This window comes from Thermovibrio ruber (genome assembly GCF_055380895.1).
Window position 1 is genome coordinate 985,251 of record NZ_AP042397.1, and the last position, 16,821, is coordinate 1,002,071.

The 16,821-nt window shown below is 44.8% G+C and carries 18 protein-coding genes; 16 read left to right on the forward strand and 2 right to left on the reverse strand.

The window, feature by feature from the left end; translation table 11 throughout:
- Window positions 1–5 precede the first annotated feature (5 nt).
- The 5 genes from mnmG to thrB are packed head-to-tail and all read left to right on the forward strand — an operon-like array spanning window position 6 to window position 5,374.
- Complete coding sequence (gene mnmG / locus ACZ424_RS05275) at window positions 6–1,913, forward strand: tRNA uridine-5-carboxymethylaminomethyl(34) synthesis enzyme MnmG (protein WP_464903936.1); 1,908 nt, start codon at window positions 6–8, stop codon at window positions 1,911–1,913.
- Window positions 1,913–2,533, forward strand: a complete 621-nt coding sequence (rsmG, locus tag ACZ424_RS05280; RefSeq protein WP_464903937.1) for a 16S rRNA (guanine(527)-N(7))-methyltransferase RsmG — start codon at window positions 1,913–1,915, stop codon at window positions 2,531–2,533. Before mnmG ends, rsmG begins: the two co-directional genes overlap by 1 nt.
- Window positions 2,533–3,210, forward strand: a complete 678-nt coding sequence (locus ACZ424_RS05285; protein ID WP_464903938.1) for a Bax inhibitor-1/YccA family protein — start codon at window positions 2,533–2,535, stop codon at window positions 3,208–3,210. Before rsmG ends, ACZ424_RS05285 begins: the two co-directional genes overlap by 1 nt.
- A gap of 3 nt (window positions 3,211–3,213) precedes the next feature.
- Entirely contained in the window at window positions 3,214–4,491 is a 1,278-nt protein-coding gene (locus ACZ424_RS05290) for a replication-associated recombination protein A (RefSeq protein WP_464903939.1), read from the forward strand.
- On the forward strand, window positions 4,481–5,374 hold the full coding sequence (thrB, locus tag ACZ424_RS05295) for a homoserine kinase (RefSeq protein WP_464903940.1): 894 nt from the start codon (window positions 4,481–4,483) through the stop codon (window positions 5,372–5,374). The genes ACZ424_RS05290 and thrB overlap by 11 nt, the downstream gene beginning before the upstream one ends.
- Here the strand turns inward: thrB and rsmH are convergent.
- Window positions 5,371–6,261, reverse strand: coding sequence for a 16S rRNA (cytosine(1402)-N(4))-methyltransferase RsmH (gene rsmH, locus ACZ424_RS05300; RefSeq protein WP_464903941.1), 891 nt, complete (start codon window positions 6,259–6,261; stop codon window positions 5,371–5,373). The two genes, thrB and rsmH, sit on opposite strands and share 4 nt — an antisense overlap.
- 149 nt (window positions 6,262–6,410) lie before the next feature.
- Here rsmH and ACZ424_RS05305 point away from each other — a divergent pair, with 149 nt between their 5' ends.
- From ACZ424_RS05305 to ACZ424_RS05355, 11 genes are all read left to right on the forward strand, one after another.
- Window positions 6,411–6,749 (forward strand): P-II family nitrogen regulator, encoded by a 339-nt coding sequence (locus ACZ424_RS05305; RefSeq protein WP_464903942.1) that lies wholly within the window; start codon window positions 6,411–6,413, stop codon window positions 6,747–6,749.
- A gap of 22 nt (window positions 6,750–6,771) precedes the next feature.
- Window positions 6,772–8,055 (forward strand): ammonium transporter, encoded by a 1,284-nt coding sequence (locus ACZ424_RS05310; RefSeq protein WP_464903943.1) that lies wholly within the window; start codon window positions 6,772–6,774, stop codon window positions 8,053–8,055.
- A gap of 60 nt (window positions 8,056–8,115) precedes the next feature.
- Window positions 8,116–9,123: an outer membrane beta-barrel protein gene (locus tag ACZ424_RS05315; protein ID WP_464903944.1), complete on the forward strand. Its 1,008-nt coding sequence runs from the start codon at window positions 8,116–8,118 to the stop codon at window positions 9,121–9,123.
- A gap of 73 nt (window positions 9,124–9,196) precedes the next feature.
- On the forward strand, window positions 9,197–9,844 hold the full coding sequence (locus ACZ424_RS05320) for a lysophospholipid acyltransferase family protein (protein ID WP_464903945.1): 648 nt from the start codon (window positions 9,197–9,199) through the stop codon (window positions 9,842–9,844).
- Window positions 9,834–10,724, forward strand: coding sequence for a 4-hydroxy-3-methylbut-2-enyl diphosphate reductase (ispH, locus tag ACZ424_RS05325; protein ID WP_464903946.1), 891 nt, complete (start codon window positions 9,834–9,836; stop codon window positions 10,722–10,724). Before ACZ424_RS05320 ends, ispH begins: the two co-directional genes overlap by 11 nt.
- Window positions 10,684–11,703, forward strand: a complete 1,020-nt coding sequence (locus tag ACZ424_RS05330) for a 30S ribosomal protein S1 (protein ID WP_464903947.1) — start codon at window positions 10,684–10,686, stop codon at window positions 11,701–11,703. Before ispH ends, ACZ424_RS05330 begins: the two co-directional genes overlap by 41 nt.
- Window positions 11,676–12,137, forward strand: coding sequence for an SsrA-binding protein SmpB (gene smpB / locus ACZ424_RS05335; protein WP_464903948.1), 462 nt, complete (start codon window positions 11,676–11,678; stop codon window positions 12,135–12,137). The genes ACZ424_RS05330 and smpB overlap by 28 nt, the downstream gene beginning before the upstream one ends.
- 143 nt (window positions 12,138–12,280) lie before the next feature.
- Entirely contained in the window at window positions 12,281–12,769 is a 489-nt protein-coding gene (locus tag ACZ424_RS05340) for a ribosome maturation factor RimP (protein WP_464903949.1), read from the forward strand.
- 15 nt (window positions 12,770–12,784) lie between these two features.
- Window positions 12,785–13,921 carry a transcription termination factor NusA gene (gene nusA, locus ACZ424_RS05345; protein ID WP_464903950.1) on the forward strand — a complete coding sequence of 379 codons (1,137 nt, stop codon included), beginning with the start codon at window positions 12,785–12,787 and terminating at the stop codon, window positions 13,919–13,921.
- A complete protein-coding gene (locus ACZ424_RS05350) occupies window positions 13,918–14,463 on the forward strand; it encodes a YlxR family protein (RefSeq protein ID WP_464903951.1) in 546 nt (181 codons plus the stop codon). The genes nusA and ACZ424_RS05350 overlap by 4 nt, the downstream gene beginning before the upstream one ends.
- A 20-nt stretch (window positions 14,464–14,483) precedes the next feature.
- A complete protein-coding gene (locus ACZ424_RS05355; RefSeq protein WP_464903952.1) occupies window positions 14,484–15,458 on the forward strand; it encodes a carbohydrate kinase family protein in 975 nt (324 codons plus the stop codon).
- Window positions 15,459–15,461: 3 nt separating this feature from the next.
- Here ACZ424_RS05355 and ACZ424_RS05360 read toward each other — a convergent pair whose 3' ends face one another.
- Window positions 15,462–16,769, reverse strand: a complete 1,308-nt coding sequence (locus ACZ424_RS05360; RefSeq protein ID WP_464903953.1) for a peptidylprolyl isomerase — start codon at window positions 16,767–16,769, stop codon at window positions 15,462–15,464.
- Window positions 16,770–16,821 lie beyond the last annotated feature (52 nt).

Below are 16,821 nucleotides of genomic sequence, written 5' to 3' on the forward strand. Positions count from 1 at the left end.
AGTCTATGTGGGACGAAGTCTTCGATGTAATAGTTGTCGGTGCAGGACACGCAGGGTGCGAAGCTGCCCTTGCCGCTGCAAGGATGGGGTGTAAAACGGCACTCTTTACGGTAAACGTTGACAGGATAGCCGAGATGTCCTGCAACCCCGCCATCGGAGGCGTAGCAAAGGGAACGGTAGTCCGTGAGATAGACGCCTTAGGTGGAGAAATGGCCAAGAACATAGACGAGACAGGAATTCAGTTCAGGATACTCAACAGGAAAAAAGGGCCTGCCGTCAGAGCTCCCCGGGCACAGGCCGATAAAGAGGCATACAGGAAGAGGATGAGGCAGGTCATTGAAAATACCGACAACCTTGAGGTTATCCAGCAGATAGTTGACGACATAATCGTTGAAGACGGAAAAGTTAAGGGGGTTGTAACTCACCTTGGAGCCAGATACGGAGCAAAGGCCGTTGTAGTTACCGCAGGAACTTTCTTAAGGGGAAGAATCTTCATAGGGTTTCAGGAGTTTGAAGGTGGAAGGATGTGGGAGCCGGCGGCAAACAAGCTCTCCTCCTTCTACGAAAGGCACGGCTTCCGAGTGGCAAGGCTCAAAACAGGAACTCCGACGAGGATAGACGGCAGAACTATAGACTTTTCTAAAATGGAGAGACAGGACGGAGACGAACCTCCACCGTTCTTCTCCTACTGGACGGAACCTAAAGAGATTGAGCAGATACCCTGCTGGCTCACCTATACAACTCCCGAAACCCACCGGATAATAAGGGAAAACCTCCACCGCTCCCCGATGTATGGAGAGTGTAAACTCATAAGCGGAGTCGGAGTCCGCTACTGTCCCTCAATTGAGGACAAAATAGTAAAGTTCCCGGAAAGGGAGAGGCACCACGTATTCGTAGAGCCTGAAGGAAGGGATACCGTTGAGTTCTACCCCAACGGAACATCTACGAGTCTCCCCTACGACGTTCAGGTTGCAATAATAAGGTCAATACCCGGCCTTGAGAACGCAGAGATAATCAGACCTGCCTACGCAATAGAGTACGACTTTATAGACCCGAGGCACCTCTACCCAACCCTTGAGACGAAAACGATAAAGGGACTTTTCAATGCCGGTCAAATAAACGGAACAACAGGCTATGAAGAGGCTGCAGGACAGGGTATAGTTGCGGGTATAAACGCAGCCCTCTATGCTCTTGGGAAAGACGAAAGGTTCGTTTTGGGAAGGGACGAGGCCTACATAGGGGTTATGATAGACGACCTCGTAAACAGAGGAGTCAGAGAACCTTACAGGCTCTTTACCTCAAGGGCTGAGTACAGGCTCCTTTTAAGGTACGACAACGCCGACTACAGGCTTGCAAAGTACGGCTACAGGTTCGGCCTCCTGACAAGGGAACAGTATGAAAGGATTAAGAAAAAGTATGAGACCGTAAAGGTTTTCACAGAAAAACTCAAAGAGGTGAAGTTAAAACCTGAAGCCGTTAACCCGGTCCTTGAAAAGGAGGGCTCAACACCTATTAAGGAAAGTAAGAGCGTTTACGAGCTCCTTAAAAGGCCAGAAGTAAAGTTAGAGAATATCCTACCACTGATTCCCCTTGACCTTTCTGTTGACGATAGAAAACTTCTTCAGGAGATACTTGAAGAGGTTGAGATAGAGGTTAAATACGAGGGATACATAAAGAGGCAGCTTGAAGAGGTTGAACGGTTTAGAAAGCTTGAAAACATAAAGATACCGAAAGACTTTAACTATGACTTAGTCCCAATATCCGTTGAGGAGAGGCAGAAGCTAAAAGAGATGAAGCCGTTAACTTTGGGACAGGCGGCAAGGCTTGAGGGAATAAGACCAGCGTCAATTCCGATCCTTGCCGTTTACATAGAGAAGTGGAAGAGGGGAGAGCTCTCAAAGGAGAGGGCCTAATGGAGAGGCTCAAGGAGCTCTGCCGACTCAACGGAATTGAAATAACAGAAGAAGCCCTTGAGAAGTTAGCCGTTTACAGGGAGCTCCTCAAGAAGTGGGGAAAGCGGATAAACCTAACGTCTCTACTAACAGACAGAGAGATTGAAGAGAAACACTTTTTTGACTCCCTCTTAGGTTTAATTGCCTTTAAGAAAGTTGGAGTTTCCCCCCACGGAAAGAGTTTCTGCGACGTCGGTTCCGGGGCAGGTTTTCCCGGAGTTCCTCTGGCAGTTGTTATGAAGGATTCAAACTTTACCCTCGTTGAAACACGGAAAAAAAGGTGCGTCTTTTTAGAGGAGGTAAAGAGGCAGTTAAAACTAATTAACGCCTCTGTAATCTGCTCAAGAGTTGAAGAAGTTGATGGAGAGTTTGATCTCCTCTTAATGAGGGCAGTTGAAGACCCGAAAACTGCCGTTGAGATAACCGAGCACCTTCTTGAGAGGGGAGCTCTCCTCTGCATCTACAGGGGGAAAGAACCTTTTGGCAGAGAGATACCCGGCTACAGGGTAAGAGAAATTGAACTTAAACCGAAAGGGGTTAATTTTAAGAGGCATTTCCTATTCATTGAAAAGGAGAAGTGATGGAGAGAAGAACTGCTGTAATAACTTATCCTGAGGAGAGTAGAGTTTCCCTCCTTGGGAAGACTTACCTCCTTTTAACATTTGGTTTTATAACAATGGTTTTGGGAACCGGAGTTGGCCTTCAGTTTCTACCCGTATTTGCACACTTTGGAAAGTGGGGATACTTACTCCTCTCACTTGTAGCAACAGTTGGAACAATGTTCTTAGCTCTACTCTTTCAAAGGAACGTTTTAGGTTATCTCTTTTTTACCCTGTTCACCTTTACAGTAGGGTTCTTTGATGCCCCTGCGGTAGCGGTAATTTTTCAGTCTGCTTTCCTTCTTGAAATTTTTAAAGAGACCGCCCTTATAACAGGAGTTGTTACGGGAGCTCTCAGCCTCTTTGTTCTGATTACGAAGAAAGACTTTGGATTTCTTGGAGGTTTCCTATTCACAGGCCTTGTTCTGATTGTCGTTATGGCTCTTGTAGGGCTCTTCTGGCACAACAGTATGCTCAACGTTGTTGTGTCAGGAATGGGCGTTCTCGTCTTCTCAGGCTTCATTCTTTACGACACATCACGGCTCGTAAACGAAAAAGGGAATCCAGTTGAAATTGCCATTGCCCTCTTTTTAGACATAATCAACCTCTTCTGGTCGCTGTTTAACCTACTGGTTGCCCTGACAGGAGAAGAGAGGTAGTAGTTGGAGCTCTTTGAGGGAAAGAACCCCCTCTCTGCAAGGTTAAAACCAAAAGACTTTTCTGAATTTGTCGGCCAAGAACAGGTAGTCGGAGAGGGGAAACCTTTAAGGAGGTTAATTGAGAGAGGAAAAATTCTCTCCTCTATCTTTGTAGGTCCTCCGGGAACCGGTAAAACTGCACTTGCCCACCTGATAAAGGAAAAACTGAAGGCAGACTTTTACGAGCTCAACGCCGTTACGTCTACCGTTTCAGACGTTAGGAAAATCCTTGAAAAAGGAAGGGAAAACAGAAAGTTAGGTAGGAAAACAATACTGTTCATTGACGAGATTCACAGGTTCAACAAAGCCCAGCAGGACGCACTCTTACCGGATACAGAAGAGGGAAACGTAATCCTTATTGGGGCGACTACAGAGAACCCCTACTTTAGCCTCACTCCGGCTCTCCGTTCAAGGGTAAAGATTTACCGGTTTAAACCCTTAGAGAGGAAAGACCTACTAAAACTCTACAGAACGGTAACAGAACGGAAAAACGGACTTCCCGGTTTTAAAGTCCCTGAGGAAGTTCTAAATCTTTTAATATCCGCTTCTGCCGGAGATGGAAGGAGATTTCTAAACTACTTAGAGGAACTTTACATACTTTCAAACGGAAAAGAACCATCCATTGAACTTGCAAAAGAAACTGTAGGAGAATCAGTTCTTTTAATGGACGAAAACCAGCGGTTTGACCTTATCTCAGCTCTGATAAAGTCTATGAGGGGAAGCGACCCAGACGCAGCCCTCCACTACGCTGTTAGGCTTTTAGAGGCAGGAGAGGATCCCAAGTTCATAGCAAGGCGTTTAGTCATATTTGCATCTGAAGACGTAGGGAACGCCAACCCAGAAGCTCTACTAATAGCAAACGCTGCCCTCAACGCCGTTTTAAACGTAGGAATGCCTGAAGCAGCGATAAACCTTGCCCATGCAGTTATCTACCTCTCAACGTCTCTAAAGTCAAACGCCGTTTATAGAGCTCTAAAAGACGCCCAAAAAGACGTAGAGGAAGGCTTTCAGCCTAAAGTTCCTTTACACCTGAAAGCCGGAAAGAGGAACAGGGGTTACAGGTATCCCCACAACTACGAGAGGAACTACATAAAACAGGAATACTTGAAGGAAAAAAGGAAGTACTACAGACCGAAAGGGATAGGCTTTGAGAAAAGGCTTGAAAACTGGCTTAAGTGGATGAGAGGAGAAACTGATAAAATTGAGCCGACTAAAGAAAAAGAGGTAGAAGATGAAGTTTAAGGTCTCCGTTCCCGCCTCAACCAGCAACTTAGGGCCAGGATTTGACGCCTTAGGCCTCGCCTTAACCCTCTACAACAAGTTCTACGTTGAACCTTCAGACAGGTACGAAGTTGAGATAGATGGAGAGGGAAAAGAGGAGCTCCCAAAGGACGAAAATAACCTTTTTCTCAGGGCTTACAGGAGTTCCATGGAGTATTTGGGGCTAAACCAGCCTATAAAAGTAAAGCTCGTAAACAGAATTCCCTTAGGAAGAGGCTTAGGGAGCTCCGCCACCGCAATAGTAGGGGGAATACTCGCTGCCGAGAGAATTTCTGGAAAGGAGCTCTCTCTTCCAGAGGTTATAGACATAGCCTTTAAGTTTGAGCCTCACCCGGATAACGTTCTCCCTGCATACACCGGGGGATTCGTAGTTGCTGCAACAAACGGAGACCTTACCTACGTAAAGCTTGACTGGCCGGAGGACATAAAAGTTGTAATAGTCGTTCCGGAGCTCTTCCTCTCAACGGAAGAGTCCCGTTCAGTCCTTCCAGATAAATACAGCAGAGAGGACGTTATATTCAACATTCAGAGAGTTGCCCTTCTTCTGGGAGCTCTCCAAAAAAGAGACTACGGCCTCCTGAAAGAGGCTGTTAAGGACAGAATACACCAGCCCTACCGCTGCGACCTAATTCCCTCCTTCTGGGAAATCCTGTCAGAGGGTTACAAGGCGGGAGCTTACGCCGTTTACCTCTCTGGGGCAGGTAGCTGTATCGGAGCTCTTGCAGATAAGAACTTTGACGAGATTGGAAAGGCGATGTGCAACGTCTTTGACGCCCTCGGCATAGAATCCCGCTACCTCGTTTTAGACGTTGACAGAGAAGGAGCGAAAATAGAGGAGCTCTAAATCCTCTCTAAAACCCTCATCTTTGCGCTTCTTGCGGCTGGGTTCTCCTTAACCTCTTCTTCTGAAGGCTCAATGGGCTTTTTTGTTACTATCTTGAAACCTTCCTCCTCAAGGTTTTTAAAGATGTTTTTAACGAGCCTATCCTCCAGAGAGTGGAAAGTTATTACAACGAGCCTGCCGCCAGGTTTTAGAAGGTAGGCGGCCTTCGGGAGAGCTCCCTCTATCTCCTCAAACTCCCTGTTAACGTAAATCCTTATCGCCTGAAAGGTCTTTATTGCAGGGTGTTTCTTTCTTCCAGCCCACAGCTTTTTTGGAATTACATCCTCAACAATCTTTACAAGCTCAGTGGTCGTCTCTATGGGCTTAACTTTCCTCCTCTTCACTATCTCCCTTGCAATCTTCCTCGCAAACCTCTCCTCTCCATACTTGAAAATTATCTCTGCCAATTTCCTCTCAGGTAGCTTGTTTACAACATCTCTCGCAGTTAACTTCTGGCTTCTATCCATTCTCATGTCTAAAGGCTGCTCATGCCAGACGGTAAACCCCCTCTCACCCCTCAGGTGAAAGTGTGAAACTCCGAGGTCAAAGAGAACTCCGTCAATTTCTTCAACTCCTTCAGACTCTAAAACCTTATCTATCTGTGAAAAGTTTCCGTGGTAAACGGCAAGTCTCTCTTCAAAAGGTTCAAGCCTCTTAAGAGCTCTCTCTATAGCCTCCTCGTCTCTATCTATGGCAATTACTCTGTTCCTCGGGTTTGCCTTTAAAATGGCCTCTGTGTGGCCGCCGCCTCCCAGGGTTGCGTCAACGAAAGTCCCCCCTTTTTTGGCGTTGAGGTAGTCAATCGCCTCGCTTAAGAGAACAGGCGGGTGGTATATCTCCTTCTCCACGGCACGCTCCTGCACAAAATTTGTGCAAATTCAAAAGTTTATTAACAAATCAGGTGCGGTTTCAGTTGAAAATTAAAGCAAAACTTGGGCTTTTTCAATTTGGCACAACTATTGCTTCATCTATCAATAAAAGTTTTCAGGAGGAGAACGTGAAGAAGGTAGAGGCAATTATCAAACCGTTTAAGCTTGATGAAGTGAAAGAAGCCCTTGCGGAGATAGGAATCTCCGGAATGACAATCTGTGAGGTTAAAGGTTTCGGAAGGCAGAAAGGACATACGGAGCTCTACCGAGGAGCGGAATACGTTGTTGACTTTATCCCAAAGGTAAAGGTTGAGGTTGTCATTCCGGACTCTTTAGTTGAGAAGGTTCTTGAGACAATTGTTAACACTGCAAGGACTGGAAAGATAGGTGACGGAAAGGTTTTCGTCTCTCCCGTTGAGGAGGCCGTAAGAATAAGAACGGGAGAGAGGGGAGAGAAGGCTCTGTAAAAACTTAAAGGAGGTTTTCAGTATGAAAAGGTTATTAGGAGCCCTAATAACAACGTTAGCGCCCCTGTCTGCACTGGCAGGAGAGAAGCCAACCCTTAACAGCGGGGATACGGCTTGGATGTTAGTTGCCACCGCCCTTGTTATGCTCATGACTCCTGCTGGTCTTGCACTCTTTTACGGTGGGATGACAAGAAGTAAGAACATTTTGAACACCATAGGAATGAGCTTTCTTGCCTACTGTGTAGCATCTGTTGCGTGGGTACTGTGGGGATATACACTTGCCTTTGGGCCAGATATTGGCGGTTTTATTGGCGGTCTTGACAAGATCTTTTTGAAAGGAATTGGTGTTGAAACTTTAAGTGGAACCATTCCGGAGTTCCTCTTTGCCGCATTTCAAGGGACGTTTGCCGCAATTACTGTAGCCCTTGCAAGTGGTTCTATCATTGAAAGATTAAAGTTCTCAACCTGGCTTATTTTTACAATTCTCTGGGTAACAGTTGTCTATGCACCTGTTGCTCACTGGGTTTGGGGAGGAGGATTCCTCGGAAATGATGGAGCTCTGGACTTTGCTGGTGGAACGGTTGTCCACATTAACGCAGGTATAGCAGGTCTTGTTATGGCACTACTACTCGGAAAAAGAAAAGGTTATGGGAAGATAGCTTTCTTTCCGTCTTCTGTTGTCCTGACAGTTCTTGGTGCAGCACTGCTATGGTTCGGATGGTTTGGATTTAACGCAGGCTCTGAACTTGCTGCAGATGGAGTTGCTGCATCTGCATTCTTAGTTACGAACGTAGCTGCATCAATAGCTGCAATTTCATGGATAGTTACAGAGTGGATAATATTAAGGAAACCTACACTCCTTGGTGCCGCTTCTGGTGTTGTTGCAGGACTCGTTGCTATTACTCCTGCTGCAGGGTTTGTTGATGTAACGGGAGCAATTATTATCGGTCTTGTTGCGGGAATCTTAGGTTGGTTTGGGGTCTTTGTCCTTAAGAAAAAACTTGGATACGACGATTCCCTTGATGCTTTCGGTGTCCACGGCCTCTGCGGTATCTGGGGAGCTATAGCTACAGGTATTTTCGCAGTCAAAGCAATAGGAGGGACTCCAGGAGTTCTTGAAGGGAACCTACCTCAGCTCTGGATTCAGCTTAAAGCAGTAGCAGTGACGATTATTTACTCTGGAATTATGACTGCTGTTGTTTACTTTGTTTCCTCAATACTTACAGGAGGGGCAAGAGTCTCTGAAGAATATGAAGTTGAAGGGCTTGATTCTGCAATACATGGAGAAAAAGGCTTTAACCTTTAAAACAACAAAATAAAAATGAGGGGGCTTTCTGCCCCCTTTAAAACCAAAAGGAGGTGAATCATGGTTAGACGCGTACTAACTATTGTAACAACTGCTCTACTAATGGCTGCTGCTGAAGCAGGTGCAGCAGAAGTAAAGGTTGATATTCCAGACATCAAACTCTCTGGAGGTATCTCTAATACTGGATTTAACGAATCAAAGGCAGAAGATGATGGCAGCTCAACGAACGATATAAAGCTTACAGATGCTGTGATTGATCTGTCAGGTGGAGATGATTCCGGTGGGTTTGATATTGCTATTGGTTCAATTGTTGAACCAACTGTAATTGGAAGTGTGAATAATAACAATGCAGCAATAATTGGGGACGAATACGGAATTCTCTGGGGATACGTCTCTGCCACTCCAGTAAAGGGTCTTGAAATTGATGCGGGAGTTCTCCCTACAAACGTAGGTTATGAGCTTGCCGCTACTTATCTAAACCTAAACATAACTTACGGTCTTGTCTGGAATTCACAACCCTTTATCTATAAGGGCGCTAGAGTTACTTATAGCGTTACGGATGACATACAAATTTACGGAGAGTACGATAGAGGTGATGAACTAAACGGAGACAACAAAAACCATGCTTTTGCAGTTGGTAGCATAGGAAGTATCGGAGATGTTAACTATACTTTTACTTACTTTGACTACGGAAATTATAAAAACCTTGTGGACTTTACTTTAGGTTACAAGTACAGAAACGTTAAGTTTGCAGTTAATGCTGATTACCAGTGGCTTGATGAAGATAGTAGCAAGAAAGGTTATGGAATTGCTTTTTATGTAATTCCTGAGTTTGATAAATTTTCTCTTCCTCTAAGAGTTGAATATGTAAAAGATAAGGACAATTCTGAAATTTATGGTTTTAACGATAAATCAACCTACTCTGTTACTGTGACTCCAACCTACAAACTATCAGACCATACAGTAGTCAGAGCTGAGTACTCCTATGTAAAGAGCAATGACAACGACGCATTTAACGGTTCAGACCACAAAGGTATAGCGTCTATTCAGCTTGCATATACGTTTTAGTTGTCCTTTCTCTTCGGGCACCTCCCCGCCCAAAGCCCCGTTGGGGCTTTTTTCTATTTGATAAAATAGTTTTATGAAATCTTTAACAAGAAATTATCCTTGGGTAAAGAGAAAAAAGGCGTACTGGATCTGGCTTAAAACTGTAGCAAGGTTAATCGGAGCTCTCTGCAGACTTGAAGTAAAGGGAAGGGAAAACGTACCGGATACAGGAAAAGTTCTTCTAATGGCAAACCACAGGAGCTACTTAGATCCGCCTTTAGTTGCCTACGCCGTTTACAAAAGGCCTGTTTTTTTTATGGCAAAGTCGGAGCTCTTCACAACCCCCGTTTTGGGAAGTCTAATAAAGCACTGGGGAAACGCATTTCCCGTAAAGAGGGGAAGGGCAGACCTAACAGCCCTTAAAACAGCCTTAGAAGTTTTAGAGAATGGAGAGCTGGTCTGTATATTTCCAGAGGGACAGAGAGCTCCCACCGGAAAGTTCGTAAGGCCAAAGTGGGGAGCTGGAATGGTTGCTTTAAAGTCAAAAGCCCCAATAGTTCCCTGCCTTATAGAGGGAAGCGAAGCCCTAATCGGAAAAGAGAGACTGATTAACGGGATTCCAAAGGTAAAAATTGCATTTGGAAAGCCTTTCCGATTAGATTTAGAGGATAGGAAGGAAAACTACCAGAAGGCTGCAGACCTGATAATGGAAAGGATAAAGGAGCTCAAAGATGGAAATTAAGGTAGCCAAGAGTGCAGGTTTCTGCTGGGGAGTTAAGAGAGCCGTAAATATGGCCGTTGATGCCGTTGAGAAGGGAAAGGGAAGAGCTCTCTGCTTAGGAGAGCTTATCCACAACAAAAGAGAGATAGAACGGCTTAAAGGCCTCGGAATGGCCTTCATAGAGGACATGGAAGACATCGGCAGGGGAGACACGGTAGTAATACGCTCCCACGGAGTCGCCCCTCAGGTTATAGAGTTCCTTAAAAGGAAAGGAGCCAACATAGTAGATGCAACCTGTCCCTTCGTAAAGGACGTTCACGAGAAGGCATTAAAACTCCAAGAGGAAGGTTACCCAGTTCTGATTTTAGGAAATCCTGCACATCCGGAAGTTATAGGAATTGCTGGCCACGTAAAAAATCCGATGATTATTAACACTCTTGAGGAGTTAGAGAAATTACCCAAAATGGCAAAACTTGGTGTTGTTTGCCAGACAACGTTAAACCTCAACTTTTTCAAGGAAGCAATAGCGATACTGTCACTTAAAGTAAAAGAGCTCAAAGTATACAATACTATATGCAGCGCAACTTCCATAAGGCAAAAAGAGGCAAAAGAGCTTGCAAGAACAGTTGATGTTATGCTGGTGGTAGGAGGTAAAAACAGCTCTAACACGACAAAACTTTACCAGATATCAAAAAGTGTCAACCCAAAGAGCTTTCACATAGAGTCAAAAGACGAAATTGACGAAAGGTGGTTTGAAGGGGTTAAGAGCGTAGGCATAACGGCCGGAGCCTCTACACCACAGTGGGTCATAGAGGAGATACTTCAAAGGCTTCAAGAGATCGGCCAAGGGGGAGATAAGAGTGGAAGGGGAGTTTGCGAAACTGTTGGAGGAAAGCTTTAAAAAGCTTAACCAAGAAGTTATTACGGGAACGGTAGTAAAGGTAACAGACAGGGACGTTTTTGTAGACTTCGGCTGGAAGTCTGAGGGGGTGGTTCCTCTTAAGGAGTTGGGCTACAAACCAAAGGTTGGGGAAAAAATAGACGTATGCATCGTTGAGCCAGAAACGGAAGAGGGATATGCCCTTCTGTCTGTAAACTGTGCAAGGTCAATAAAAGAATGGGAAAAAACGGCAGACGAAATAGAGAAGAAAGGAATCGTTAGGGGAAGAATAAGACAGAGGGTAAGGGGCGGCTACAAAGTCCAGCTTGAAGAGGGAATTACCGTATTCCTTCCGATGTCTCAGGTTGACATAATGCCTGTAACAAAGCCAGACGACTGGCTTGACAGAGAAATAGAGGCAAAAGTCCTATCTATTGACAGGAAGAGGAGGAGTATCGTCATATCAAGGAGGAAGCTCCTTGAGGAAGAGAGGGCAAAAAAGAGAAAAGAGACCCTTAAAAGGCTAAAAGAGGGGGACATTGTTGAGGGAACCGTGAAAAATATAGTTGACTTCGGAATCTTCGTTGACGTTGACGGCGTTGACGGACTTGTTCACAAGAGCGATATCTCTTGGTCAGGATTAAAAACTCCTTTTGACGTTGCAAAAATTGGAGACAGAATAAAGGTAAAAATCAAAAAAATAGAGAAAGACAAAGAAAGGTTAGTTCTCTCACTGAAAGATGTAAACCCAGACCCTTGGGAGAGGATTGAGGAGCTTTACAAACCGGGAACTGAGGTAGAGGGAGAAGTCGTAAAGGAGGACAAGAAAGGCATTTGGGTTTACCTCCCCCACGACGTTGCCGGCTTTGTTCCTGCCGAAACTCTACCTAAAGGGGTAAAGCTTAAATACAAGCACAGGTATAAATTCACGGTTGACGGAATAGACAGAGAAAAGAGGAGAGTCATACTGAGATGGCTGGAAGAAACACACCAGAAATAAAGAACAAAAAGGCCTATTACGACTACGAGATACTTGAGAAATACGAAGCCGGGATTGAGCTGAAAGGAACAGAGGTGAAGTCTTTAAGGGAAGGGAAGGCAAACCTTAGAGACTCGTTCGTTAGAATAGAGAACGGCGAGGCGTTCCTGTTTAACGCTTACATAGCTCCCTACACCCACGGAAACCTCTTTAACCACGAGCCTACGAGGAAGAGAAGGCTCCTTCTCCACAAGAGGGAAATTAAAAGGCTTATGGGAAAGGTTCAGGAGAAAGGGTTAACCATTGTTCCACTGAGGATGTATTTCAACGACCGGGGAAAGGTAAAAGTTGATATAGCCCTAGTTAAAGGCAAAAAGAAGTATGACAAAAGAGAGGCAATAAAAAGACGGGAGCTTGAAAGGGAAGCCCAAAAGGCGATGAAGTTCTATAAATAACCCTCCATTTGCTACTGTCCTTACTGTGCACTAAATTTAATCTCGGCGGTTAGAAGCTGTCTGTGTTCATCGCACTCATACTTCTTGGTTAGAGCGGTTCTTCGGAACCGCTCCTTTTTATTTAACCGCATTTGGGGTTAGAGATGGATAAAAAAGAGAAAGAGATTGTAGATAGAGTTAAAGAACTCTTACAGCCTATTTTAGAGGAAGGTGGCTTTGAGTTAGTTGACGTTGAATTCGTAAGGGAACCCGTCGGCTGGGTTTTGAGGATATACGCAGACAGGCCGGAAGGGGGCATAACAATTTCCGACTGCCAGTGGATAAGCGAAAGGATAGGAACTCTTTTAGACGTTGAAGACCTAATCCACCACCCCTACAACCTTGAGGTCTCCTCTCCCGGTCTTGACAGACCTTTAAAGAACAGAAAGGACTTTGAGAGGCAAAAAGGGGTAGTTATAAAGATTAAAACCCATCAACCTATGGACAACCAGAGGAACTTCAAAGGAGAGGTAATTTCAACCTCAGATACCGGAGTTACAATTCACGACGTTTCAAGGAACGCAGAGGTGGAAATACCCTACGAAAACATAAAGAGTGCAAGGGTAGATATTGACTCTCTGTTCAACAAGTAAATATGGAGGAGATTAATGGAAAGCCTTGGAAAGACAATAGAACTCCTATGCAAGGAGAAGGGGATCTCAAAAGAAGACGTAATAGAGGCAGTTAAGGTTGGAATAATCAATGCCGCAAAAAAGGCCGGCTACAGGGGAAACCTCGTAGTAAAGATTGACGAGGACGGAAAGGACTTTGGCATATACCAGGAAAAGGTCGTTGTTGAAGAAGTTAAAGACCCAGACCACGAGATCTCTTTAGAGGAGGCAAGGGAGCTCTTTGGAGAAGAAGTTAAGCCGGGAGACAAGGTTTTAATTGAGATAAAGACGGAAGAACTCGGAAGGATAGCTGCAAAGGCTGCTGCACAGGTAATTCACGACAAGATAACCGAAGCCGAGAGGAGAGCTCTCTACGATTACTTTAAGGATAAAGTTGGAGACGTTATCTCAGGAACGGTCAAGGAGATAAGGAGGAACGGAGACATCGTCGTTGACCTTGGAAGGGTCGTCGGAATCCTTCCGAAAGAGGAGCAGATCCAAAAAGAGCGCTACAAAGTCGGAGACAGGGTAAGGGCATACATATACGACGTTGTCTTTGACTACAAAAGGTATAACAGGAAAAAACCCAGCAGAATTGAGGACTACCCGCCGCCCTACGTAATCCTCTCAAGGACTCACCCCAAGTTTCTTAAAAGGCTTATGGAAATTGAAATACCCGAAGTAGCAGAAGGCTTAGTTGAGATAAAGGCAGTTGCAAGGGAGCCGGGAGTTAGGGCAAAAGTAGCCGTTGATTCTAAGGTTGACTACGTAGACCCTGTAGGAGCCTGTATAGGCGTTAAGGGAAGCAGAATACTTCCCATATCAAGGGAGCTCTCCGGGGAGAAGATAGAGATAATCAGGTGGCACGACGACGTTGCAAAACTCGTAGCAGAGGCACTTTCACCTGCAAAGGTAATCCACGCAGAGAGCTACGAGGACGAAAACGGAGACTTAAGGGTTGAGGTTGTAGTTCCGGACGACCAGCTCTCACTGGCAATAGGAAAGCACGGGGTTAACGCAAGGCTCGCCTCAAAGCTTGCCGCACAGGCCGGTCAGGTCGTAGGAATAGACATTATTAAGGAGAGTGACTTTAAGAAGCTGGAAGAGCTTGAAGAGGAGATGGAAGAGGAGTGAGGGCTTGCGCAGGCTGTAGGAAAAAGGACGAGACAGACAAGTTTTTAAGGTTCGTAGCGTTTGAAGGTCGGCCGGTTTTAGATGTTGCAAGAAAAGCTCCCGGCCGGGGCTTTAACGTCTGCCCGAAGTTTAAATGCATAAAACAGCTTGTTAAAAAACAGTTTAAGGGGAAAGTAAATCCTGAGGAAGTTTACAGCCAAACAGTAGAGGCACTTAAAGAATACTTCCTTCACCTTTTGTCGCTCTCACACAAAACGGGAGTAACTGTTGTCGGGCAGGACAGCATAAAGGAGCTCCCACCAGAAAAAGAGGGAACGCTCATTCTGACCGTCGACCTAAGCCCGAAAACAAAAGAGAGACTAAAAAGAAAGGGGAAACTTACGGTTTTAGAAGACCTCTTTACTTCTGAAGAAGTAGGAAATGCTCTGAGGAAGAAGACGAGGGCTGGAGCGGTTTTTGTTGAAAAGGTAGGTTTGGGAAGGAAACTCCACTCGGTAGCAGAGAAGCTTAATTCACTTTTAGCCTCTCCTCCAAAAAGTTAAAATAGGGGAAGGGAGGCATCATGAGAGATATTTTAGCCTTTGGAAGCGTAGTAATAGACAACGTTTTGGTTGTAAAAAAGTTTCCATCGGTAAACGAAACGGTTCAAGCAAAGAAATTCAGATACACCTACGGAGGAGCAGGGGCAAACGTAGCAGTTACAGCGGCAAGGTTAGGAGCGAAAAGTGGTCTGTTTGCCGTTTCCGGAAGTGACTTTGATAGGATGAACTACAGAAAACACCTGATAAAGGAAAAGGTCTCTTTAGAAGGAGTAATACCTGCAAACTTCTTAATGCCCAGAAGCTTTATAATCAGTAAGGAAAACAGCGACGACCAGATACTTCTCTACTACGAAAACAAAAAAGGCGTAAGGGAGCTCCTCTTCCAGAACATAGAAAAGGCTGAAGAACTATCAAAAGAGTATGAGATATGCCACTTCTCAACTGGACACTTTGAGTTCTACTACTACCTGTTAAGAAGGGGAAAGGTTAAGAGCGTTGTCAGTTTTGACCCGGGCCAGGAAACCTTCTCCTACCCTTACAGGGTCGTAAGGCTTCTTCCTTTCGTCCACATGCTCTTTATGAACAACCACGAGGCCAAAAGGCTCAAAGAGTTCTTAAGGCTTAAAAGTTTGAAGGAACTAAAGGGGCCAAAACTTATCTGCGTCTCCTTAGGGGCTCAAGGTTCAATAATCATCTACAAGTGCAGAACTTACAGAATTCCAGCAGTTAAACCGGCAAAGCTGGTTGACCCAACGGGAGCAGGAGACTCCCACAGGGCAGGATTTTTAGTTGCACTACTAAAAGGCTACAACGTTGAAACGGCAGGAAGGATAGCATCAACTGTAGCCTCTTTCACAATTGAGGCAGAGGGAGCACAAACAAGCCTTCCAACTTGGGAAAAAGTTGTAAGAAGGTATGAACACTTCTTTAAGGAAAAACTCCCCCAGCCTCAGGGAAGCTGGGAGGAGATGAAAAGGGAGCTCCTTTCTGGCTAAACTTTAAGGGCTTCCTTTAATACAGTCTAAGTTCTCAAGCTTAACGCCATACTCCTTCCAGAGTTCTTTAAGTTTCTTCTCTTCCCTCTCCTTTAGCTTTTTCTCTTTCAGAACCAAACTGGCATACTTTTCAACCTTCTTAAAGGGAAGAACCCCTCCGGGGATGTAGTCAAGGACGTAGATGGTTGCGTAGGTTTTATCCCCAAACTGGGCAACAAGAGTCTCTCCTTTCTTGGGCTTTTCTTCTACAAACAGGAGAGTTCCTACAGGGTCGTTGGCGTCTTTAAAGTAGATCTTCGGCCTTACGGTAAAGTTTCCGAAACGCCTTGCAACTTCTTGGTAGGGTTTACCCTCTTTCAGGAGTTTCTCAACTTCCCTTGCCTTTTTCTTGCTGTCAACAAGAATTACGACGGCCTTAACTCTATCGGGCATGTAAAACTTATCCTTGTTCTTATGGTAAAAGTCTTTAACCTCTTGGGAAGAAACTGTTATTCCCTTTTCAAGCTCTTTCCTGAAAACCTCAATTACCTTGTTTGCAAAATACTCAGTCAGCATTCTGTTAAACTGGGGATCTCTGTCAAGGCCGGCTTCAAGGGCTTTTCTGTAGAAATACTCTTTAAAGAACTCCTCTTTCAAACGGTTCTTTACAAACTCTTCATTTTCGCCTTTATTAAGTTTCCGGGAGAGTTCTATACCGCAACAGCTAACACTTAAAACGTCTCCTTTCCTCGTAAACTTAAGTTTCTTTTCAACCTCACTATATACCGACTTAACGGCCTCATCGTAGTGCTTAACTTTAAGCTCATTCCTTATAAACTCCTTATCTCCCTTACTCATCTTTGAAGGGTCTTTTTTTGGAAAGAGCTCTTTAAACCGCTTTACTATTTCCTCATCGGTAACGGGTTTAACCCTCTTTTCTGCCTCCTTTGAAATGAAAAGGCGGGAAAGGTAGTCTTTCTTAAAATCCTCTATCTCTTTGTCTAACCCATATCTTTTCCCAAGGCCGGAATCCTGAACGTATTCAACCACGAGCCTTCTGTTTACCATCCTCTTGAGGAGCTCCTCAGGGTGAGCAGAGAAAAAGGCCTTTGATTTCTGGCTCAAAAGCCCCTCAACGTACTTATAGTCTGAAAGAGTCACTTTCAAACCTTTACCTTCTGCAAGAACAGTATCAGGAGAGCAGACCTTCTTCTTTTCAGGTTGAAGAGTTTCTGTTTTAGAAGCTGAGTCGGAGTTACCCTCTGAAACAGACGTGTTAGAACCGCAGGCAGAAAGGAAAAACAGAAAAGCTAAAAGAAGAACTCTTTTCATACGTTCCTCCAAAAGTTTTCTAAAAGTATATGAAAAAGCCCCGACCCGCGAA

Excerpts from the sequence above, each read along its gene's own strand:
- ACZ424_RS05360 (WP_464903953.1), bottom strand. The coding sequence starts at position 16,769 with ATGAAAAGAGTTCTTCTTTTAGCTTTTCTGTTTTTCCTTTCTGCCTGC.
- ACZ424_RS05310 (WP_464903943.1), top strand. The coding sequence starts at position 6,772 with ATGAAAAGGTTATTAGGAGCCCTAATAACAACGTTAGCGCCCCTGTCT.
- smpB (WP_464903948.1), top strand. The coding sequence starts at position 11,676 with ATGGCTGGAAGAAACACACCAGAAATAAAGAACAAAAAGGCCTATTAC.
- thrB (WP_464903940.1), top strand. The coding sequence starts at position 4,481 with ATGAAGTTTAAGGTCTCCGTTCCCGCCTCAACCAGCAACTTAGGGCCA.
- rsmG (WP_464903937.1), top strand. The coding sequence starts at position 1,913 with ATGGAGAGGCTCAAGGAGCTCTGCCGACTCAACGGAATTGAAATAACA.
- ACZ424_RS05355 (WP_464903952.1), top strand. The coding sequence starts at position 14,484 with ATGAGAGATATTTTAGCCTTTGGAAGCGTAGTAATAGACAACGTTTTG.
- mnmG (WP_464903936.1), top strand. The coding sequence starts at position 6 with ATGTGGGACGAAGTCTTCGATGTAATAGTTGTCGGTGCAGGACACGCA.
- ACZ424_RS05285 (WP_464903938.1), top strand. The coding sequence starts at position 2,533 with ATGGAGAGAAGAACTGCTGTAATAACTTATCCTGAGGAGAGTAGAGTT.
- ACZ424_RS05315 (WP_464903944.1), top strand. The coding sequence starts at position 8,116 with ATGGTTAGACGCGTACTAACTATTGTAACAACTGCTCTACTAATGGCT.
- nusA (WP_464903950.1), top strand. The coding sequence starts at position 12,785 with ATGGAAAGCCTTGGAAAGACAATAGAACTCCTATGCAAGGAGAAGGGG.
- ispH (WP_464903946.1), top strand. The coding sequence starts at position 9,834 with ATGGAAATTAAGGTAGCCAAGAGTGCAGGTTTCTGCTGGGGAGTTAAG.
- ACZ424_RS05320 (WP_464903945.1), top strand. The coding sequence starts at position 9,197 with ATGAAATCTTTAACAAGAAATTATCCTTGGGTAAAGAGAAAAAAGGCG.
- ACZ424_RS05340 (WP_464903949.1), top strand. The coding sequence starts at position 12,281 with ATGGATAAAAAAGAGAAAGAGATTGTAGATAGAGTTAAAGAACTCTTA.